The following is a 22,347-nucleotide window of genomic DNA, read 5'->3' as shown; positions in this document are numbered from 1 at the left end:
AGTCCTAATTGGACTTTAACGGATAATTTTGCTAGGTAAAAGTTCTAAATGAACTTTTATGGGTAACTTGTGAGCGAAAGCGAAAATCTTAAGTTACCCAGTGCCCGAAGGGAAACAAGCAAAATTATCCAGTGTTCCGACTAAAAGGAGGAAAAAATGTTACAGTATGGTTTTATGCAGAATGCAATTATTGCAGGAGTGTTTATATCTATTTTATGTCCTGCAGTAGGTGTTTTTCTTGTACTTAAGAGATATTCTATGATGGGGGATGCTTTATCTCATGCTTCTTTTGCAGGAGTCGCTTTAGGGCTAATTCTTGGATATAATCCGATAATTTGTGCTTTTATATTTACCTCCATATGTGGTCTTTTAATTGAGCTTTTGAGAGATTATTATAAAAAATACGCGGAATTAATACTTGTAATTGTAATGACCTTATCTATAGGTATAGCCATTACATTAATAAGTACTGGTAAAACTAATGCTAATGTTAACTCTTACTTGTTTGGAAGTATATTAACAGTTTCAAAAAATGAGCTTTATACAGTTTTTGCACTGAGCATTATCTCAGTTATAGCTCTTTCATTACTTTACAATCATCTTCTTTATATAACTTTTGATGAAAATGGGGCAAAAATTGCTGGAGTAAAAGTTAGGCTTATAAATTATCTCTTTGCTCTACTTGTTGGTGCAACAGTCTCCGTATCTATAAGAATAATGGGTATCTTAGTCATATCATCTATGATAGCAATGCCTGTTGCTGCAGCTCTACAATTACACAAAGGATTTAAAACCACGTTAATATTTTCTATAATTTTTGGATTCATAGATATTGTTGTTGGATTATTTCTGTCTTATTTTATTAATAGTGCTCCGGGAGGAACTATAGCTTTAACATCTGTAGCGCTACTTCTCATAGTACTATTAAGCAAAAAAACCATAAGTTAAATTGAAATGCAATTAAGGAGAGGCTTACTAATAAATAAAAGAATGCTTTACTAAAAAAGAGCAGATTGATATTAAACTATCTCTGCTCTTTTAATACATTATTACTTCTCTCTCCTTATTTTTTACAATTAAAGATGGCGGCATACCTTGTAGTACAGACTTAACTATAGTATATTTTGCATTATCATAATTGATAAATTTTTTCTCAGCATAATGGACATTGTTATAAACCTTCCAATACCCAGATAACAGACTCTTTTTATCAGGATGCTCCATAAAACAAATTACATCCTTCAATGGAAAACCTAGAAATATTCCCATTTCATGTGGGCAGAAGCATTTAAATCTTTCCTTCAGTAATTGCAACATATCATCTACACTTAAATTTTTGTCATAACCAAATTTCTTTAAAAACTTTATATTTTCATCCTGATAAATAATTTTAGAGAGCATATCTCTATCATAGATAAATAGAGTTTTACTTTCAAATCTTTTCTTTATTTCGTATATCTCTAGTTTACTTATAGATAAAAAATCTTCTCTATATCTCTCCCACAATAAGTTCAGGTTTCTCTTATTCTTACCTAATGTAATTATACAGGATGGCTTATCGCTTAGTAATGTAGGCGCTACATGATAGAGAATAATGCCAAATAGATACTCTTTATCATTCATGTTCTTCAACTTATCCATATATTGTTCTAGTGGTGATTTGTTCATAATAATCATCTACCTTCTAATATTGTTTTTTATTTTTCCCTATGCAGAGAAAAATATAGATAACAATACATGGATAAAATCTCACTAAGTCAATAACTCTATATAAAAATTGCTCCCTAGCTTTAAAACTAGGGAGCGCAAACTACCATCTGGGGAATGATAAATCTTAGCTATTTATATTTTAAAATGCTGCGGCCTTAAAGCCTTTTCCTTTTACTTCAGCAGTATCCATTATTGATACTACTGCACTTGAATCTATATCTTCAATTAAGTTTTTAGCTTGTTCAATTTCTTTTGGTGTTAAGATACAGTATATAACTTTCTTTTTATCACCAGTATAAGCACCTTCGCCATAAAGATAAGTTACACCTCTGCCTAGCTTATCTAGTATAACCTGTTTTATTTTATCACTATTTTGTGTTACTACTAGCACTACCTTTTCCTTATCAAAGCCTTGAATTATTTTATCTATTACTGCAGTACTCATATACATTGAAATTAAAGTATATATAGCTGTTTCCAAGCTTCCTATAAATACTCCCATAGTTACTATTACTACATTAATCATAAATGCTATTCTTCCTATGGACATACCATACTTTTTCTTAACTACTACCGCTATAATATCTGTTCCTCCTTGTGAGGCTCTATTTTTAAATATGATTCCTGCACCAAGACCTGTTAAGATTCCTCCACATAAAGCTGAAAGTAAGGGATCGGGCATATAATAAAGATTATGAAGATTTCTTGTAAATATTAGGGATAGAGACATTGCTACCATTCCAATAAAGCTGAAAATACCAAATTCCTTATCTATAGCTCTTATTCCTATTAAAAATATGGGTATATTTACAAGAATTACATAATAACCTGAGGGCATTGTAGTTAAATACTGTAAAATTATTGCTATACCAGCTACCCCTCCACTCAAAAATTTATGTGGTATTATAAATATATTAACTCCGATAGAATATATTAAACTGCCGATAACTATCATCGCAACTCTTAATAGATTTTCCTTTTTAATTAACATCTAATGATGCCTCCTTAATAAAAACAATATATTAATCCATTTTATAAACAATTATGTAGTTGTTACTCCTTCTAGCTACTATATAAATTCTATAATATTCCCTTCAAATAGTCAATGGACTCATAATTGGACTAATCCATGTATCCAATCATTTAAAAGTCCATTTGTTGATATTTATTAATTAAACATATTATCTCTTTAATATATGCCCTATTTCTAATGAATTCTCTACTTCCTTATTATAGAAAATTCATATTTTACAGATAATTTCCACGAATTAACAGTAATCCACAAAAAAATTAAAGCATAGCATATACTTGTACAAGATATACTATGCTTTTATATTTTCTACAGTTAATTATAACTTTTTAATATACTTTTTCATCATATCCTTCAAAAATATATAAAGAGTTGGAATAGCATAGATTAGCTCTCCTGCTCTTTCAATTGACTCTCCCATAGAAGGCATTAACTCTGCAAGCCCTTCTCCAAACATCAAAGCACCTATTAGTATTAAAATTATTGTTAGTGCATTAAATATTAATTCTATGCTAAGTTTTAGAGTTTGCTTGTACACAAGATACATTAAAACAATTGAAATCAAAGCTCCTAATATTATACCAATTGCTATATTTGTAGCTGCTTCATTTATAAAAGGTAAAGTAAAAATAGTTATTTCCAAGCTTTCTCTAAATATTGTCAAAAATGCAAGTGTAAATAAACTTACAGCTGTAATCTTTACATTCACATTATCTTCTTCTTTAGTTGGTATAGCTTTACTTTGCTTTCTTAAAAGAACTATGCTGTATAATATCAAAGCTGCCAAAAATAGCATCATAGCTCCTTGGAATATATGCTGTACTGCTGCATCTATAGACTTAGCTTGATTGAATATAATTACCCCAGTTAATACACTTAAAGCAACTCCACTACCTGAACCAGCATACAAATACTTCTTCAAGTCTTCTCTATTTATCTTAGAAAGATATACTAAGAGCGGAACAATAACCAGCAGCATTTCAAAACTTTCCCTAAAAGCAATAATCATAGTAGTAACCATTTTTTCACCCCCTAGTTTAAAAATTTTTAAATATTCTTTGTTACATAATAAGCAGAAATAGCTAAAATGTTACACAAAAAAGTAAAACCATTGTGCTCTTTATGCTTAGTGTTCTATATCTTTCCTTTTCTGAATATTTAATCAAGTGTTATTTAAATTTTAACTTCCTTATGGTATAATCAACCTTAAAACTTTAAAGTAAAATGACACTAAGTACTTGGGGGGTGAACTTTATGCCTATAAAAATACAAGATAATTTACCGGCAGTTAAGATTTTAAATAACGAAAATATATTTGTAATGACAGAAAATAGAGCTTTTCATCAAGATATAAGGCCTTTGAAGATTGCTATATTGAATCTTATGCCTACTAAAATTACTACAGAAACTCAATTATTAAGACTTCTTGGAAATACTCCATTGCAAGTTGAAGTTGAACTATTAAATCCTAAGACTCATATATCTAAAAATACTTCAGAAGAGCATTTAATGACATTTTATAAAAGCTTTGATGAAGTAAAGGATCAAAAATTTGATGGTTTAATCATTACAGGTGCTCCTGTAGAGCATATGAAGTTTGAAGAAGTAGATTATTGGAATGAGCTTAAAGAAATAATGGAATGGAGCATACATAACGTATATTCAACCTTACACATATGTTGGAGTGCGCAATCTGCTTTATATTATCATTATAATATACCAAAATACGAACTAAATGAAAAAATATTTGGAGTGTTTTCTCATTCAGCTACTAAAAACAATGTAAAATTATTAAGAGGTTTTGATGATGAATTTTTTGTACCTCACTCAAGGCATACAGAGGTAAGAAAAGAGGATATAGAAAAGAATAAAGAACTAACTTTATTAGCTGAATCAGAAGAATCAGGGGTTTACATAATTTCGGCAAAGGGAGGAAGGCAGATCTTTGTCAGCGGACACTCAGAATATGATCCTCTAACTCTAAAATCAGAATATGACCGAGATATAGCAAAAGGCCTTGATATAAAGGTTCCTAAGAATTATTATCCTCAAGATGATCCTACAAAACATCCAGTAGTAAAATGGAGATCCCACGCTAACCTGCTATTCTCAAATTGGCTTAACTATTACGTTTACCAGGAAACTCCGTTTAACTTACACGAAATAGAATAAAAGAGGGTTCAAAACCCTCTTTTTTTAGTCTTCTATTCCTTTTCTTGCTGGGACACCTTGAGTATAGTAGTGCTTAATTTCTTTCATTTCTGTAACTAAATCTGCCTTCTCTATAATTCTCTCATTTGCATATCTTCCTGTGAGAATTACTTCTGTTTTTTCAGCTTTTCTATCTAAAATTTCTATAACTTCGTCTACTGAAAAAAGCTCATAAAACAATGCAATATTTATTTCATCTAAAACTACAACATCATACTCACCAGAAGTTAAAACTTCTTCTGCTTTTTGCAAACCTTTCCTTGCAACTTCTTTATCTGCTTTTGTTGGGTTTCCAAGTATAAATACATCTCTACCAAACTGTTCTAATGTAAAGTTTGGTAAATAATCAGGTGCATTTAATTCGCTATACTTCATTCCCTTAGTAAATTGTCCAAAAAAACCTTTTTCCCTGCGCAAACTGCTCTAAGAGATAACCCTAAAGCACAAGTGGTTTTTCCTTTTCCGTTACCAGTATAAACTTGAATATATCCTTTTTCCATAATAATGCCCTCCTTATTAATAATAGCAAAATTTATATTTCAATAGAATTTAAAGTATTGACTGAATATACTTTACAGTTTGGTACATTTTGAGTAAATTCCTTTGCATAATTGAGTTTTTCTTTATCTTCATATATAATGCCCAACACATTTCCGCTGTGAGCTCCTATTATACCTAAACCATGGGTTTTATCTTTTATATCAATAATTTGCTCTAAAAAATCATAATAAAGTCTTTTTTGATTTCTTATTATACTTTCCGTAGAAACATAGGCCAGCTTTTTTAAGTTTTTTTCTCTTATAGCCTCTTCTAAGACTGGAATTAAATCATCTACATCACTTAAGGTCGGAAGCTTTTTGCTATTAAATTCTACGGTATCTACAATCTTATTTCCTTCAAAGGCTAGTATATTATAAGGGATGTATTCTCCCATCTGTTTTTTATATAAGCCTTTTTTATAATCAAATAAAGTCATCTCTTTAAATATTATGCTGTCTGTTGGCTCTATTTTTATACACTGTTCTATAAGCTCTGTTTCGTTAAACTCTTTATTAAACATTTTGAGCAGACAATAATATACTCCACATAAATCTGCAGTGCTACTAGCAAGTCCTTTTCCATAAGGTATTTTAGAGTTTATTTCTATATCTATAGTATTATAATACTGGCCATAACCCCATAACTCTAAAATATTTTTAAGAAAGTCTGCGGATTTTTTGTTATTATATTTTTTTTGTATATTGTTACACTCAAAAACCTTTACTTTTGTATATATATCTACAGGGCAAGACAATAGAAGATCTTTATCCTTCACTTTTCCTTGTAGTACTTCCCCAAAACTTCCTGGATAACTTATTGTAAACTCCATAAAATCTAACACCCTTTACTCTTTGATAGCTTAAGTTTTTAAGTATCTTAAGCTTATTAAAATAGTACTAATCATATCAGATGACTAATCTTACTTTAGTTTCACTCTATCTAATAAGTAGTTAACCAAATCTTCTGTATCATAAAAGATATTATTATATTTTGTTGTTTGTCTTCCTATAATAAATCCATAAATATTATTATCAACACAAGCTCTAAGCTTTTCTTCAGTACCACCTTGAATACCACTATCTTTAAGAATAATTGCCTGTGCTTTGTATTCCTTAATAAAAGCACAATTTAGTTCATAGCTTACAGGACCCTTCATTGCAATTATATCTCCTGCATCTAAGCCCTTATTAATGCATTCCTGCATAACCTTTGCTGATGGTAAAACTCTATGAATAATTCTATTTTTCAGATTCATAGAAAGGATCTTGTCTAAATTTCTACTTCCTGTGGTATTTAAAATATTTCCTTTAATATTTTTTAGCTTATCATAAAGTTCTTCATAATCTTTTAATTCTATAATTTTCTCTTCTTTTCTAAATTTATCAATACATGAAGGTCTTTCATACCTCAAATATTCTATACCAAGAACTTCGCAAGCCTTCATAGCATTTTTACTAATTTCTAAAGCATAAGGATGAGAAGCATCTACTAATAAATTTACATTTTTCTCCTTAAACAACTTTACTAGCCCTTCTGAATCTAACGGATTAGTATTTAAATATGAATATTTGTAGTCTTTTAAAATTTCACCACCATATTCTGTTGCTGTGGACACTAAAATATCTTCTGTATAATTGTTTAATAAGGAAAGAATTTTTCTTCCCTCTGAAGTTCCAAGAATTAATCCTATCATTTCTTAACCACCAACTTGTTATTCAGCCATTAAAGGATTGCCATCTATACAATCTCTAATATGCTGTACATATATATCTTGGTATGCTTTATTTTCACCTAATCCATGAAGGTATACATGCGGATTTATGTCCTGTTCTTCCAATTGACTTTTCCATGAATCCTCTTCATCTCCAGCCATATCATTAATAGCATGATCTCCTGCAACAAGCATATATGGCATCAAAGTAACTTCTTTAATGTTTTCTTCTTTAAGCTTTGGAATTATGCTTTCTAATGTAGGATATCCCTCAACCGTTGCAACATATATAGTTCCCAATTCAGCATCATTCAACATACATTGCAGTTGTGCATAACATGAATTAGCATGATGTGTAGAACCGTGCCCCATAAGCACTACAGCAGTGTTTTCTCTCATTTCTGGAAACTGAGTTTTTAAAGCATCTATAGCTACCCTATAGTCTTTCTCTCTATACAATATAGGTCTTCCTAAAACTAGCCTATCAAAGGAATCTATATATTTATTGACCTGGCGTACTACCTTATCATACTCGTCCCCAGGCATAATGTGTAGAGGCTGTACATATACCTCTGTAAAACCATCATTTTTCATTTTTTCTAAAGCTTCTTCAACATTATCTATATGAAGATCCATTTCTTCCTTTAGCTTTTTCATAATCATGCCAGAAGTAAATGCTCTTCTTATCTCGTATTCAGGAAAACACTCTTTTATTCTATTTTCTGTAGATTCGATACACGCCTTAAAGGTTTCCATAATACTTGTTCCAAAACTTGCTACCAATATACCTTTTTTGCTTTACTCATCAATTTCACCTCATAATTACTTGAACTTTTTATGTAGTGGTCCTAGGATTCTCTATACGCTATATCCTCTAGGCGTTATGAATTTTCCGTCTTTTATAAAGCTTTTGCTGTTTCCTATTATTACTATTGAAAACATATCTACTTCGCTATCATCAAAAGAATCCATTGTAAATAATGTAGTTTCCTGTCCATCCCTTAATGCATTTTTAACTACTGCCACTGGAGTATTCCCTTGTCTGTACTTTTTTATAATATCCATGCACTCTTGCAAATATAAAGGTCTTCCGTGACTTTTAGGGTTATAAAGAGAAATTATAAAGTCTCCTTCTGCAGCTAATTCCACTCTTTTCTTTATAAGTTCATATGGCGTCATAAGGTCACTTAAACTTATATTGCAATTATCATGCATAAGAGGTGCTCCAACTACTGAAGCTGCCGCTGAAGATGCTGTAACCCCTGGAATAACTTCTACATCTTCATCTTTTCTCATCTCTAAAATAAGTCCAGCCATACCATATATTCCAGCATCTCCAGTGCTTACTATTGATACTATTTTATCCTTAGCTAATTCTAATGCTTGCTTACATCTTTCTACTTCTCCACGCATTCCTGTAGAAACTACAGGCTTATCTTTAACTAAAGGTTTTATAAACTCTATATATTTTGTATATCCTACTATAACATCACTTTCCTCAAGCGCTTTTACTGCTTTTAAGGTCATATGATCAAGTCCTCCAGGACCAATTCCTATAACATAAAGCTTACCCAATATTAACACATCCTTTTCTACATACATTTAGAAAGTATCTAACTCTCCTATACACACAGTCATTCCATTAGCTTTTATTTTTTCTGAAACTAATCTTGCTCCCATTAACTCAACACAGGGTTCACATACTGCGCGTACCCCTATTGTTTTTTCTACAAAATTACTACCTTCATATTTATGTTGAGTCTCTTTTAATTCTTCTATAGAAAATATTTTTACTTTACAGCCTAGATGCTCACTAAGCTTTAGTATAGCTTCTTCATCCTTTTTTATTTCTACAGTTCCAATGAATTTCACTGCTCTTTTATCTATATTCTTTTCCTTTAGCAGTTTTTCAACTGTATCTCTCATTTTTTCAGGCTCAAAATTCTTTCTACAGCCTATACCAAGTACAATATCTTTTCTTATAAGTTTAAGAGCATCAATTCCTTTTACTTTTTCATTAAGCTTGTTATTTTTCTCTATATTATTCAATTCATAAACATCTTCATTTAGATTATGTGTGACATAAACCAATCCCTTTACCCCGTCAAAATTTTCTGTATATCCTTTCGGTAAAGAAATTTTTGATTTTAAATCTATAAATCCTACTTTTTCTTTATTAACAAGTAATGCAGCAATTTGTTTCGCATCTTTTAGGTTATCGATTATTAAATCATTATTTTTAGCGATTATATCTGGAGCTTCAACTCCTAAGTTATCCGTAGCAGTTGTAATAACAGGTATGCTATTTAAGATTTTTGCTACCTGCAAAGTCAATTCATTGGCACCACCTAAGTGCCCACTTAAAAGACTTATCGCAAAGTTGCTGGAACTATCTACAACTACTATAGCTGGATCCTTATCCTTTGATTTTATGTATTCTGCTATTGCTCTTACAGCTATGCCTGTAGAACTTATAAATATTATTGCTTTATATTCTTTCATAAGTTTTTCAGTAATTTCTTTAAGGCTGAAGTTCTTTATTAGTTCTTTAGAATACAGTTCTATATCCAAAGAACTTTTAAGCTTTTCCGCAATAACATCTCCAGATTTCGTAACACTAATTACTGCTATTTTCATCTTTTCCCTTTCTGAACATATGAGTGAAATTTTCATGATATAATAAGCTCTTATCATACTCACAGTTTATGAAATCTCCCACAAGTATTTGAGCAGTTTTAGTTATGTTTTCTTCTTTAACTTTTTCCGCAATGTCATCAAGAGTTCCTATAACATACTTTTCATCTCCCCAAGTTGCTCTTTGTATAACTGCTACAGGAACATTTCTTCCATAACCTTTTCTTAGCTTTTCTACAACCTTATCTATCATACCAACTGATAGGAATAAAGCCATAGAAGCTCCTATGCCTGCTAATCTTTCCAAGTCTTCCTTTTCAGGTACTGGAGTTCTTCCTTCCATTCTTGTAAGTATAATTGTTTGACTTACATTTGGAAGTGTGAATTCTTTTTTAATTGCCGCTGCAGCAGCTGTAAATGAACTTACTCCTGGAACAACCTCATATGGTATGTTAAACTTTTCAAGCTCATCCATTTGCTCTTTTATAGCTCCGTATATAGCTGGGTCTCCTGTATGAAGTCTTACTATTTTTTTATTTTCATTGTGAGATTTTACTATCACATCAATAACCTCTTGTAATGTCATTGACGCTGAATTATGTATCTCTACATTTCCTTTACAATATTCGAAATGTTCTTTGCTTACCAGTGAACCTGCATATATTATTACATCTGCTTCGGATAATATCTTTCTACCTTTAACTGTTATTAAGTCTGGATCTCCTGGCCCTGCTCCTATGAAATATACTATATTCTCCATATAAGTCTCTCCTTTTTATAATTTAAGATGCTTTAATCCCTTTGTGCTAGGATAAGTGACATATAATCTCTATTTTTTAATATCTCTTCTCTATCCCTAATTACCTGCTGACCTTCTCTATATGCTCTTTTTACATATACATATCTAAAACCTTTTTCTTCAAGAGTATTTAATACCTTCTCTTCAAGTTTATATAATTTCATTATAACTACAAACTTTTCATCCTTTATTTCATCAACTTGTGTTGCTGGCATTATTAATACTCTTTCATCACCTATAACGATGTTTTCTCCAGCTAAGCTTGCACTTGCACAAAAGGATGTAATCCCTGGTACTGTCTCTGTGCTATATCCTTGTTCTTTTATGTATTTTAAAAGATATATGTACGTACTGTATACAAATGGATCTCCTATAGTTAAAAAAGCTACATCTTTTCCATCTTTAAGTTTTTCCTCTATAGTTTTAAATGCCTTATATATTTTCTCTTCCTGCTCTGCTCCACCCATTGGAAAGTGCTTTACAATAACTTCTTTATCTTCGCTTATAAAATTTTTAGCTGTCTCTAGAGCTATACTACTTCCACCTTCTTTGGCAGATGGAGCAACTACTACATCGCACTTTTTTATAACATTTACAGCTTTTAAAGTCAGTAGTTCTTCATCTCCTGGACCAACTCCTATACCGTATAAAGTCCCTAATTTAACAGAATTACTATCCAAACATTTCACATCCTTCTACGTACTTTTTATTCTACATCTTTTTTCCAGTTAAAATAAATATACTATTGTTTGCAACCATCATATAGCTTTTGCCTTTGATTTTATTAACTGAAACTTGAACACACTCAATTTCATAATTTAAGTCTTTTAATGTATTCATAGCTTTATGTAAGTTATCTAGAGTAATAAAATTCAGAACCATGTTACACCCATTTTTTAATTTTAAATGGTAACGCATAATTATATCTTCTATATTGCCGCCGCTGCCTCCAATGAATATGGCATCAAACATACCATATATATTTTCTTCAACAGCTAGTGCTTCTCCTCTAACTACTTCTAGATTACCTGCATTAAACTTATTCTTATTTTTTTCTATAATCTCTAATGCTTCTTCATCTTTTTCTATAGCAACTACTTCACCATTTGAACATATATTAGCTATTTGTATACTTACTGAACCGGTTCCTGCTCCAATGTCCAGAACTCTATAATAGTCTTCAAGCTGAAGCTTTGCAGCGCTTAAGACTCTAACTTCCTCCTTAGTCATAGGACAGTTCCCTCTTATAAATTCCTCATCCTTTATATAGTTCATAAACCTATTCTCCTCTATATTTTAAATACAGATATTTAATTTAATTTTTATTCTATATTTAAATTTTCAATAACAGCTACACATAAACCGTCAAATTCCATTTTCTCTATTTCTTCTATGCTTCCAACAATAATTTTCTCATCCTCATAAGAAAGATTTTGCCCTACATGTATGTTTGCTCTAATATTTTTTTCTTTTAGCACGCTACACATATAAGACGGTGAATGCTTGCTGTCAGTTAGCCATATGGAAATTTTATTTTCTTCTACAATTTGATAAAAATTTTGTTCTCTACCGTGAAGGCTTCCTAAAAAACCTCCATGCCAACTCTTCTCTAGCTTAGCCATCATATACTGAAAAGAACTTAGTCCTGGAATTACTTCTATATCTTGCGAATAATTTTTCTTTATATAATCTGTTATTCCATAAAAAAGTGGATCTCCTGAAGCTGCAATACCTATACTTTTGTATTTATCACAATTAATAATGTCAATTACCTCAGCAATCTTACTTACAATAATCTTATTTACATCTATGAACTCTAAGCTTTCAACAGCTCTTTTAAAACCTACAATTAAATCACATTTGCTAAGAGTATCTATTGCCTTAGGCAGTATATACTCTTTACTACCAGGTCCTATTCCAACAACATAAACTTTCCCATTCATATTACCTTATAACCCCTTATTTGTTTATTTATAAAGTTTCTAACCAGAAAGTTAACTTATACAAAGGGATATGTTTACAAAGCTGAAGGTAGATTTAAAAACTTTGTGTCAGTCTTAGTGAAGGGTTTTAAGACAACCTTAGAACCTTAGATAGTGTTTGAGCTAAGCGAGTTTATCTAAGTTCTTAGGTCGTCTAAAACACAAGCTTTAGACTGACTAAAAGTTTTTAACGGACTGAAGCTTGGAAACATAGCCCGGGGTATAAGTTAACTTTCGGCCTTTTACCTCTACACACTACTATAAAGTACTCCTCGTTCCATTGAGTACATAATTACATCTGCCTTTATAGTGTTATATGTAAACTGTTCAATTCTCTGTTTAACCTTAACTCCTATATTTCTGTATAGCTCCTCATACCCATCTCCAAGAAGTTTTACAGCTCCTTCAGTAGTTTCTTCATTGTATACCTTTCGCACAAGTTCCTTATTAGCCCCCATCAAAGCCAACTCTAAAGCTAAAGTTTCCAATCTTACGTCACAAACCCTACTGTGAGTATTGAAACATCCTGAAGCGATTTTACAAAGCTTACCTATATGCCCTACCATCAATATTTTATTAATTTTTTTATCCATGCAGCAATTTAAAGTAAATCCAACATAGTTAGACATTATGACCATTTTACTCTTATCTAGCTCCAGCTTATTTGCCATGTTTTCTCCCATATTACCAAATAAGAGTATGAGATCCTCACATCCTTGAGCTATTTTCTGATTCACCTCAAGCTCTACAGATTTTATTAGTGCCTCTTCAGACATAGGCATTACTATCCCTGTAGTTCCAAGGATAGATATTCCACCTTGTATATTAAGTCTCGGATTAAAGGTCTTCTTAGCTATATCTTCGCCTTTGGGTACAAATATAGTTATTTCAATACCCATTTCCTTTGGCAGAACTTCTTTTACTTCCTTCTCAATCATAGACCTTGGCACTGGATTTATAGCAGGTTCTCCTTTTTTTACATAAAGACCCTCACTACAAACTACTCCTACTCCTTTACCACCTTTTAGGCTATAACCAGAATCTTTTTTTTCCGCTCTTGCCCATATCTCTAACCCATGAGTAGCATCTGGATCATCTCCACCATCTTTTATGACACAACATTCCACATAGTTCTGTCCCTTTTCAATCTTCTCTATTGGAAGTGTAAGTTTTATTCCTTTTGGAGTATCTATATTTATTTCCTTTAAGTTTTCACCAAAATATAGCATAGAAGTAGCCGCCTTAGCTGCTCCTGCTGCACAAGAGCCTGTCGTATATCCGCATCTTAATCTTTTTCCATCACAATTTACATACATATCTAGCATATTTTCACCTTCTATCTCCAAGAGATTTTTTTCCTATGTATCTAAAATATTAAGTAAATATACTAGATATAAGGAAACTAACTAGAAAGGTAACTTATGCGAAGGGATATGTTTCCAAAGCTGAAGGTAGATTTAAAAACTTTGCGTCAGTCTTAGCGGAGAATTTTAAGAAAATCTTAGAACCTTAGATGTGTTTGAGCATAGCGAGTTTATCGAAGGTTCTTAGGTTTTCTAAAATTCGAGCATTAGACTGACTAAAAGTTTTTAACGTACTGAAGCTTGGAAACATAGACCGAAGCGTAAGTTACCTTTCGGTCTTGCTCCCTATACTATCTAGTGATCATATACATAAGAGCATTTACAATTGCGGCAGCTATATTGCTTCCACCTTTTCTTCCTCTTACAGTAATCATAGGAATTTCTAACTTCTCTATTTCCTCTTTTGACTCAGCTGCTCCTACAAATCCAACTGGCGCACCAATTATAAACTTAGGATTAGCTTTCCCTTCTAAGGTTAACTCTTTAAGCTTAAATAATGCTGTAGGTGCATTTCCAAATACAAAGAATTCTACACCTTCCTCTACAGCTTTTTCTACAGCTGCCATAGAGCGAGTTATTCCTTTTTCTTTAGCTATTTGTGCTATGTCTTCTCTAGATACAAAGCACTCTACTTTACAATTTAATTTGTTTAATGCCCCTTTGTTTATTCCTGATGCAGCCATATTAGTATCTGTGTATATAGTTACTCCTTTTCTTAGAAGCTCCAAGGCATTAGCTATAGCTCCATCTCTGATATATGTTAAATTCTTTAATTCAAAATCTGCAGTAGTATGTATAACTCTTTTAATTATAAGAAGCTCTTCCTCAGAGAAATTATGCTCACCCATTTCTTCTCCAATTATCTCAAAGCTCTTTTTTTCTATATCCATAGGAACCTTTATGTAATCCATCATATCTTTCTCCCTTTTATCACTACTTCTTTTCCCTAATATCTACATAACATTCTTTGTTTAAAGCCGCCTCTTCAAAAGTTGCCATGTTGTCCATAGCACATAATGCAGCTTCAATAATATTAAATGCTAGAGGACATCCACTTCCCTCTCCAAGTCTCATTCGTAAATTAAGCATTGGATTTAATTCAAGTTCCTGCATCATATATGCAGCTCCCGGTTCTGCTGAAAGATGGGAAGGGAATATAAAATCTCTGACATTATTATTTAATTTATGTGCACATAGCGCTGCAGCTGAAGATATAAATCCATCAATTACAATTGGGATCCTATTTTTAGCTGCTCCTAAAAAACATCCACAAAGGCCGGCAATATCTAACCCTCCAACCTTCGATAAAATATCTATAATATCATCTCTATCAGGACTGTTTGTTTCTATTGCTCTTTGAACTACACTTTTTTTTCTTATTAATTGTTCTTCTGTAAGTCCCGAACCTTTTCCTACTACAACCTCTGGGGAAATTCCTGATAACACACTAAAAACTGCTGCACTGGTAGTAGTGTTACCAACTCCCATTTCACCTGTACCTAAAAGATTGTAACCATCCTTTACTAAGTTATCTACAATTTCTATTCCGACCTCTATTGCTTGAATTGCTTGTTCTCTTGTCATTGCAGGCTCTTTAGCGATATTGTTAGTACCATACATTACTTTTTTATTTATTATTTTAGGATGATTAAAGTCTTCCTTTACCCCAATATCTACAACAGTAATATCCGCATTTACATGTTTAGCTAAAACACATACACCAGTTATACCTTTAGTAAAGTTATTAGTAACTGTTACTGTTGTATCTTGTGTATTGTTGCTCACTCCTTCTTCATAAACACCATTATCGGCACACATTATTACTACAGTTTTCTTATTTATTTTATTATGAATTTTTCCTGTAATACCAGCCATTTTTGCAGCTATTTCTTCTAATTCACCTAAGCTTCCTATAGGCTTAGTAAGGTTGTCCAATCTATTCCATGCTTTTTCAATAGCCTCTTTATCTGCTGATTCTATATGTTTCAAGGTTTCTTCAAGTAGCATTCCCATGCTTCTCCCCCTTTGCTTATCCTAACACAACAATAAGTGCCAATTCTAAAATCTATCTAATAAACTTTTAATCATTTTCATATTTCCAAAGAAATGAACATGTCCATAGGCCCCTAATGTGTTATTTTTTATATATCCACAATTCCATGTTTTTAGGGAGCCATCATAAGCCTCTTTTATTAAACCGTAAATTTTTTCTTCTTCTAAACTTACATAGGACTTATGAAACTCGTGACAGTTTATTTCTAACCCAGTAGGCAAAACACCATTTTCTTTTTCAACCTTCAGCTTTGCATATCCAAAGTTCTGAAGTTTTTTAGTCATATAAGCATGTCCTGTTAAAAAACCTACTGCTTCAAATACATTTTTACTATCTGTGTCTTCTATGCCACTGGTAAGATACATTAATCCACCACATTCAGCATAACAACCTAGTCCATTTTCCAATCTTTCTCTTATGCTTCTAAGCATAGATTTATTGTTGCTTAATTCTTTTATAAATACTTCAGGATAGCCTCCACCTATGTACAAAAAGTCTATATTTTCCGGTAATTCTCTATCCTTTAGTGGACTAAAATAGATAACTTCTCCTGCTTCTTCTAAAAGCTCAATATTTTCCCTATAATAAAAGCTAAATGCTTTGTCATAAGGTACCGCTATTCGTATACTTTTATTTTCAATATGAAAGTTATCCCTGTACTTTTCTGTTTCCTTAAAATATTTTAATAATTCTTCTACATTAACATGTTTTAATATTAATTCACTGCATAACTCTATTTTCTCATTTAAATCCTCTATTTCGCTGCTTTGAACAAGGCCTAAATGTCTGCTCTTTAATGCAAGCTTTTCATCTTTAGGCACATACCCAAAAACCTTAGTGTTGCAATTTTTTTCAACTGCAGCCTTTAATAACTTGTAGTAGCTTTCACTAATACTATTAAATACAACTCCAACAATATTATTTTTTTCAAAACTTAATATTCCATTAATTTCAGCACACAGTGTAGTACTCTGTGCTTTTGGTGTTATGATAAGCAGTACTGGAAGGTTTAAAACCTTGGATACATGTGCAGTAGAATACATCGAGTCTATTCCCTTGCCATCATAAAAACCCATAACTCCTTCTACTACTCCAATGTCTCCTGTACCTCTAGAAAAGGAGGCCTTTACCCCCTCTTCTCCCATAAGGTACAAGTCTAAGTTTCTTGAAGGTTTTCCTGTTATATAACTGTGGAAAGCTGGATCAATATAATCTGGTCCTACTTTGTATCCTTGAACATCAAAGCCTTTCTTCATCAAAGCTTTCATAAGTCCTAGTGTTATTGTAGTTTTTCCTCCACCACTGCTATTCGAGGATATGACTAAGCTTTTCAAACCAAATCGCCTCTTTCCGCAGTATTTTTCTGTGGCATCTTTAAGAAAATAACTAGTCAGTATACTAGTCTATTTTCTTTCAGATGCCTAAACTAAAATTTTCTCATTAGGTCTACAAATTTCTCTATGTCTTCTTCAGTGTGTTTTACACCTATGAACATAGCTTCAAACTGTGCTGGTGACATAAACATTCCACCTTTTAGCATGTGTTCGAAGAATCTTCCGTATAATTTAGTATCACTAGCTTTTGCTTGTTTGAAGTTAGCAACCTCTCCGCCTTCGTTAATAAACATTGTCATCATGTTTACACGTCTGTTTATAATTAATGGAAGGCCTTTTTCCTTAGCTACTTCTTCTGCTCCTTTTGAAGTTTTTCAGCTATTTTATCCATGTACTCATAGTAGTGTGGATTGCTGTGAAGCTTTGTAAGTGTTGCATATCCAGCTGCCATAACTAGTGGGTTTCCAGACATAGTTCCTGCCTGATAAACCGGTCCCATAGGTGCTAGCTGTTCCATTAAGTCTCTTCTTCCACCGTAAGCACCTGATGGAAGTCCGCCGCCCATAATCTTAGCGAAAGTTGATAAATCAGGCTTTACTCCATATAAGCTTTGTGCTCCTTTGTAAGCAACTCTAAATCCAGTCATAACCTCATCGAATATTAAGATAGTTCCATATTTTGTACAGATTTCTCTTAAATCTTCTAGGAATTTCTTATGAGCTGGCACAACACCCATGTTCCCTGCTATTGGCTCAATAATAACTGCTGCTATATCGTCACCGTATTTTTCAAAAAGCTCTTTTACGCTTTCAATGTCATTGTATTGAGCTATTAGTGTATTTGCTATACTTCCCTTTGGTACTCCTGGTGAACCTGGTATGTTTGCTGTAAGCACTCCTGAACCAGCTTCTACTAAGAATCCATCAAAGTGTCCATGGTAACAACCTGCGAATTTTATGATTTTATCTCTCTTAGTACATCCTCTTGCAAGCTTTATAGCACTCATAGTAGCTTCTGTACCTGAGTTTACCATTCTTATCATGTCTACATTGTCTATTGTAGTACAGATATGTTTAGCTAATTTTAATTCAAGCTCTGTAGGTGCTCCAAAAGCTATAGCATTTTCTGCTGTGTCTTTTATTGCTTTTACTACATCTTCATCACAGTGTCCAAGTATCATAGGACCCCATGCACCAATGAAATCTACATATTCTTTTCCATCTTCATCGAATATGTGAGCTCCTACTCCTTTTTTAATTACAGGTGGTTTTGTCTCTAATCCTACGTATGCTCTAACTGGACTGTTAACTCCACCTGGCATATATATATTGGACTCATTAAATATATCTAAACTTGACATTATTTTCGCCTCCGTAAATTACATTTGCTCTCTAATCCATCTAGCTGCTTCTATAGCATAATAAGTTATAATCATTTTTGCTCCTGCTCTCTTTATTGATGTTAACATCTCTAAAGCAACTCTCTTTTCATCTATAAGGCCTGCTTTAGCTGCAGCTTTAACCATAGCATATTCACCACTTACATTATAAGCAGCTATTGGTACATCAAATCTATCTCTAGCCATTCTTATTACATCTAAATAAGGCATTGCTGGCTTAACCATTATAATATCTGCTCCCTCATCTATGTCATCCTCAATCTCAAGCATAGCCTCTCTTGAATTAGCTGGGTCCATTTGATAAGTTTTTCTGTCTCCAAATTGAGGAGCTGAATCTGCTGCTTCTCTAAAAGGACCATAGAAAGCTGAACAATACTTAGCACTATAAGCCATAATAGGAATGTTCTTATATCCATTCTCATCTAAAATTGTTCTTATAGCATCTATTCTTCCATCCATCATATCAGAAGGTGCTATCATATCTGCTCCTGCCTTAGCATGAGATAATGATATTTTAGCTATGTATTCTAAAGTTTCATCATTATCTACATCTTCACCATGAATTATTCCACAATGTCCGTGACTTGTGTATTCACACATGCAAACATCTGTAATAATATAGATATTCTTATCAATTTCTTTTATTTTTCTTATAGCCTTTTGTATTATTCCATTCTCATCATAAGCTCCGCTTCCACATTCATCTTTATGCTCAGGAATTCCAAATAATATTACACTTTTAACTCCTACTTCTTTCATTTCTTCTACTACTTCTTGTAATCTGTCTACAGAGAGATGATAGTTTCCTGGTAGAGATGAAATTTCTCTTTTAATATTTGTTCCTTCTACTGCAAATAAAGGATATATAAAATCTGATGGATCAACTATAGTTTCTCTCACCATAGATCTTACAACTTCGTTTTGTCTAAGTCTTCTGTGTCTTCTAAACATAATAAATTACCTCTTTTCTATTTTTTTAATCATTTAAATTTTATTTTTTGATTAGCTCATTAATAACTCCATCAGTTGTATACTCACTACAAACTGAATAACTTATTCCATGTTTCTCTAACTCATTACCTGTTATAGGCCCTATAGAAATAACATTTCTTTCTTTTATAGAGTCTAATCCTACAAGTTCAATCATATTTCTTACTGTAGTAGGACTAGTAAATACCACTGTGTCTACATCTTCAAAACAGCTTTTATCAATCAAATCACCTATTACCGTTTCATATGTGTAGCATTCATCTACTATACATCCAGCTTCTTTTAATACATCTGCTAGATAAGGTCTTGCTTGTTTTGATCTTGGTAGAAATACCTTGTCACCTGGCTTTACAAAATTTTTCATTTTATCAAATAAGCTTTCAGCTACAAACTTTTCTGCTACAATTTTAGGAATGATTCCTCTTGCCTTAATAGCCTTTTCTGTAGCAGGACCTATAGCCGCAAAAGTTACATTTATTCTTCTTATATCGTAGTCTTTGTCAACTAACTGATCAAAGAAGCTGTTTACTCCATTAACACTTGTAAAAACTATGTAATCATAATTTGGAAGTTTATCTAAATACTCATTCATATTTTCTGAAGTAAACTTTATTTTTATTGAATTTATTTCTGTAACCTGTGCACCTAAATCTATTAATCTTTCTCTTATCTCGCCAGATTGCTCCTTTGAGCGTGTGATGCATATATTTCTTCCAAATAGAGGTTTTTTCTCATACCAATTTAATTCATTATTAAACTTAACCACTTCACCTACAACTATGATACATGGTGAATATAATCCTGCTTCTACAGCTCTTTCCTGTATGTCCTTTAAAGTACTAACTACTTTTCTCTGTCTAGCAGTAGTTCCTCTCATTACTACTGCACATGGTGTATTTTCATTCATTCCACATTTTATTAGATTTTCAGAAATTACTCCTAGACTTTCAAAGCCCATTAAAAATATAAGAGTTCCCCCTATATGTGCCGCTGCATCCCAATTTATATTTAATTTTGCAGCGCTCTTTCCTGTGAATACATGAAAACTTTGCGCTATTTTTCTATGAGTTACAGGTATTCCTCCATAGTTTAGTACGGATATTGGAGAAGTAATTCCAGGTACAACTTCAAACTCTATGTTTTCTTCTATAAGTCTTAAGGCTTCTTCTCCGCCTCTGCCAAATATGTACGGGTCCCCACCCTTAATTCTTCCAACAATATGGCCTTCTATAGCCAATTGAACTAACATTTCATTTATTTCATCTTGAGTTTTATAATGACATCCTGGTTCTTTTCCACAATAATATATCTTACACTTTTCATTTAAATATTTTAAAACACCTGTACCTGACAATCTATCATACATTACTGCAGTACATTCTTCCAATTTTCTAATTGCTTTTAAGGTTATAAGCTCTTCGTCCCCAGGTCCAGCTCCAATAAGATAAACCTTTCCCATTTTTAGTTCCTCCTATGCATTCAATATTTTTTCGGCCAATTGTTTACCTAGATCTATATAATTTTCTTTGTTTCCGCTTATATCTTTCTTAATCAGTTTCTGTCCCACTTGAAATATACCTATTATATTCATTATATTTCCTTCTAATTCTGCATAGGCCCCTATAGTCGCATGGCAATCTCCACCTAAGGTTCTCATAAAACTTCTTTCTGCCTCTACACATATTCTAGCTTCTTTACATTCGAGCTTTTTAAACACTTCTCCATTTATGCTATTTTTCTTAACTTCAATTCCTAGAGCTCCCTGACCTACTGCTGGAATTATCCCATCTACTGCAAAATAATCAGTAATTATATTTTCCATATTCAACCTCTTAAGACCTGCAGCTGCTAGTATTATTCCATCAAGATTTTCTCTTTCTATCTTATCTATTCTAGTTTGAACATTTCCTCTTATAGGCACTATCTCCAAGTCTGGTCTTAAAAGCTTAAGTTGAGCAGCTCTCCTATTACTACTTGTACCTACTCTTGCTCCTTTTCGTAATTCTGTAAAATATACTCCATTCATAGAAACAAATACATCTCTTACATCTTCTCTTACAGGTATCGCAGCTATTTCAAACATCTCAGGCACTTCAAATGGTACATCTTTCATACTGTGAACTGCTGCGTCCGCTTCTTCTTCAAAAAGAGCCATTTCAATTTCTTTAACAAAAAGGCCTTTTCCACCTATCTTGTTCAATGCTACATCAAGTCTTTTATCCCCAATAGTCTCTATAAGAAGTTTTTCACTATCTATATTATAGTTTTCTTTTAAAAGCTTCATTATGCTTTCTGTTTGAACCTGGGCCAACCTACTTCTACGGGTTGCAATTCTTAGCTTCAAAATTAATCCCACCTTTTTATTTGTTAGTCCTTAAACAATTGAGTATTTGGGTAAAACATTTGAAATACACTCTTTGCCATCCCCTTGTTGTAAAAGAATAGGAAATCCTCAGAGCATATAAAATTCATTATTTCATTCTTATTTTCAAAATCCTTTATACTGTTTCTTATAAAAGCTGTAAATGTCACAAAATCATCATATTTTTCTAATTGATTTTTTATCTTATCAGCTAAAAAAACTGAAGTT

At 32.4% G+C, this 22,347-nt stretch carries 21 protein-coding genes and 2 pseudogenes; 2 read left to right on the top strand and 21 right to left on the bottom strand.

The features are described from left to right. The first annotated feature begins 156 nt into the window (after positions 1-156). Positions 157-948 carry a metal ABC transporter permease gene (locus RCG18_RS11150; RefSeq protein ID WP_308041361.1) on the top strand — a complete coding sequence of 264 codons (792 nt, stop codon included), beginning with the start codon at positions 157-159 and terminating at the stop codon, positions 946-948. Positions 949-1,038: 90 nt separating this feature from the next. Here the strand turns inward: RCG18_RS11150 and RCG18_RS11145 are convergent, their stop codons facing one another. From RCG18_RS11145 to RCG18_RS11135, 3 genes are all read right to left on the bottom strand, one after another. Beyond that, the gene (locus RCG18_RS11145) at positions 1,039-1,668 is read right to left on the bottom strand and encodes a DUF3793 family protein (RefSeq protein WP_308041360.1); all 630 of its coding nucleotides are present in this window, start codon (positions 1,666-1,668) and stop codon (positions 1,039-1,041) included. 181 nt (positions 1,669-1,849) lie between these two features. Further along, a complete protein-coding gene (locus RCG18_RS11140; RefSeq protein WP_308041359.1) occupies positions 1,850-2,701 on the bottom strand; it encodes a YitT family protein in 852 nt (283 codons plus the stop codon). A gap of 358 nt (positions 2,702-3,059) precedes the next feature. After that, the gene (locus RCG18_RS11135; protein ID WP_308041358.1) at positions 3,060-3,761 is read right to left on the bottom strand and encodes an FTR1 family protein; all 702 of its coding nucleotides are present in this window, start codon (positions 3,759-3,761) and stop codon (positions 3,060-3,062) included. 233 nt (positions 3,762-3,994) lie between these two features. Here RCG18_RS11135 and metA point away from each other — a divergent pair, with 233 nt between their 5' ends. Next, complete coding sequence (gene metA, locus RCG18_RS11130) at positions 3,995-4,912, top strand: homoserine O-succinyltransferase (protein ID WP_308041357.1); 918 nt, start codon at positions 3,995-3,997, stop codon at positions 4,910-4,912. A gap of 24 nt (positions 4,913-4,936) precedes the next feature. Here metA and RCG18_RS11125 read toward each other — a convergent pair. The 18 genes and pseudogenes from RCG18_RS11125 to hemC all read right to left on the bottom strand — a co-directional run bounded on the left by RCG18_RS11125 (position 4,937) and on the right by hemC (position 22,101). Then, positions 4,937-5,457 (bottom strand): annotated as a pseudogene (locus RCG18_RS11125) (cob(I)yrinic acid a,c-diamide adenosyltransferase). Between the two features lie 26 nt (positions 5,458-5,483). Beyond that, positions 5,484-6,320 (bottom strand): kinase, encoded by an 837-nt coding sequence (locus RCG18_RS11120; protein ID WP_308041356.1) that lies wholly within the window; start codon positions 6,318-6,320, stop codon positions 5,484-5,486. A gap of 90 nt (positions 6,321-6,410) precedes the next feature. After that, entirely contained in the window at positions 6,411-7,184 is a 774-nt protein-coding gene (locus RCG18_RS11115) for a cobalt-precorrin-6A reductase (protein ID WP_308041355.1), read from the bottom strand. A gap of 18 nt (positions 7,185-7,202) precedes the next feature. Beyond that, on the bottom strand, positions 7,203-7,985 hold the full coding sequence (locus RCG18_RS11110; protein ID WP_308041354.1) for a sirohydrochlorin cobaltochelatase: 783 nt from the start codon (positions 7,983-7,985) through the stop codon (positions 7,203-7,205). A 75-nt stretch (positions 7,986-8,060) separates the two neighbouring features. Further along, entirely contained in the window at positions 8,061-8,777 is a 717-nt protein-coding gene (gene cobJ, locus RCG18_RS11105) for a precorrin-3B C(17)-methyltransferase (protein WP_308042006.1), read from the bottom strand. Positions 8,778-8,804: 27 nt separating this feature from the next. Then, complete coding sequence (cbiG, locus tag RCG18_RS11100; protein ID WP_308041353.1) at positions 8,805-9,839, bottom strand: cobalt-precorrin 5A hydrolase; 1,035 nt, start codon at positions 9,837-9,839, stop codon at positions 8,805-8,807. Continuing rightward, positions 9,820-10,596 carry a precorrin-4 C(11)-methyltransferase gene (cobM, locus tag RCG18_RS11095; protein ID WP_308041352.1) on the bottom strand — a complete coding sequence of 259 codons (777 nt, stop codon included), beginning with the start codon at positions 10,594-10,596 and terminating at the stop codon, positions 9,820-9,822. The genes cbiG and cobM overlap by 20 nt, the downstream gene beginning before the upstream one ends. Positions 10,597-10,628: 32 nt before the next feature. Continuing rightward, a complete protein-coding gene (locus tag RCG18_RS11090) occupies positions 10,629-11,315 on the bottom strand; it encodes a cobalt-factor II C(20)-methyltransferase (protein ID WP_308041351.1) in 687 nt (228 codons plus the stop codon). A 31-nt stretch (positions 11,316-11,346) separates the two neighbouring features. Then, positions 11,347-11,910: a precorrin-6Y C5,15-methyltransferase (decarboxylating) subunit CbiT gene (cbiT, locus tag RCG18_RS11085; RefSeq protein WP_308041350.1), complete on the bottom strand. Its 564-nt coding sequence runs from the start codon at positions 11,908-11,910 to the stop codon at positions 11,347-11,349. A 47-nt stretch (positions 11,911-11,957) separates the two neighbouring features. Then, complete coding sequence (gene cbiE, locus RCG18_RS11080; RefSeq protein ID WP_308041349.1) at positions 11,958-12,578, bottom strand: precorrin-6y C5,15-methyltransferase (decarboxylating) subunit CbiE; 621 nt, start codon at positions 12,576-12,578, stop codon at positions 11,958-11,960. A 287-nt stretch (positions 12,579-12,865) separates the two neighbouring features. Further along, the gene (gene cbiD, locus RCG18_RS11075; RefSeq protein WP_308041348.1) at positions 12,866-13,942 is read right to left on the bottom strand and encodes a cobalt-precorrin-5B (C(1))-methyltransferase CbiD; all 1,077 of its coding nucleotides are present in this window, start codon (positions 13,940-13,942) and stop codon (positions 12,866-12,868) included. A 329-nt stretch (positions 13,943-14,271) separates the two neighbouring features. Beyond that, the gene (locus RCG18_RS11070) at positions 14,272-14,895 is read right to left on the bottom strand and encodes a precorrin-8X methylmutase (RefSeq protein WP_308041347.1); all 624 of its coding nucleotides are present in this window, start codon (positions 14,893-14,895) and stop codon (positions 14,272-14,274) included. Positions 14,896-14,914: 19 nt separating this feature from the next. Continuing rightward, entirely contained in the window at positions 14,915-15,994 is a 1,080-nt protein-coding gene (cobT, locus tag RCG18_RS11065; RefSeq protein ID WP_308041346.1) for a nicotinate-nucleotide--dimethylbenzimidazole phosphoribosyltransferase, read from the bottom strand. Positions 15,995-16,039: 45 nt separating this feature from the next. Further along, positions 16,040-17,368 (bottom strand): cobyrinate a,c-diamide synthase, encoded by a 1,329-nt coding sequence (locus RCG18_RS11060; RefSeq protein WP_308041345.1) that lies wholly within the window; start codon positions 17,366-17,368, stop codon positions 16,040-16,042. A 92-nt stretch (positions 17,369-17,460) separates the two neighbouring features. After that, a pseudogene (gene hemL, locus RCG18_RS11055) lies at positions 17,461-18,728 on the bottom strand (glutamate-1-semialdehyde 2,1-aminomutase). 18 nt (positions 18,729-18,746) lie between these two features. Then, positions 18,747-19,718: a porphobilinogen synthase gene (gene hemB, locus RCG18_RS11050; protein ID WP_308041344.1), complete on the bottom strand. Its 972-nt coding sequence runs from the start codon at positions 19,716-19,718 to the stop codon at positions 18,747-18,749. 40 nt (positions 19,719-19,758) lie between these two features. Further along, positions 19,759-21,216 (bottom strand): uroporphyrinogen-III C-methyltransferase, encoded by a 1,458-nt coding sequence (gene cobA / locus RCG18_RS11045; RefSeq protein WP_308041343.1) that lies wholly within the window; start codon positions 21,214-21,216, stop codon positions 19,759-19,761. Between the two features lie 12 nt (positions 21,217-21,228). Beyond that, complete coding sequence (hemC, locus tag RCG18_RS11040; protein WP_308041342.1) at positions 21,229-22,101, bottom strand: hydroxymethylbilane synthase; 873 nt, start codon at positions 22,099-22,101, stop codon at positions 21,229-21,231. Positions 22,102-22,347 lie beyond the last annotated feature (246 nt).

Source organism: Clostridium sp. OS1-26 (genome assembly GCF_030915445.1).
Taxonomy (GTDB): Bacteria; Bacillota; Clostridia; order Clostridiales; family Clostridiaceae; genus Clostridium_AM.
The sequence above is the reverse complement of the archived record's forward strand: the minus strand, read 5'-3'. Positions and strand labels throughout refer to the sequence as shown.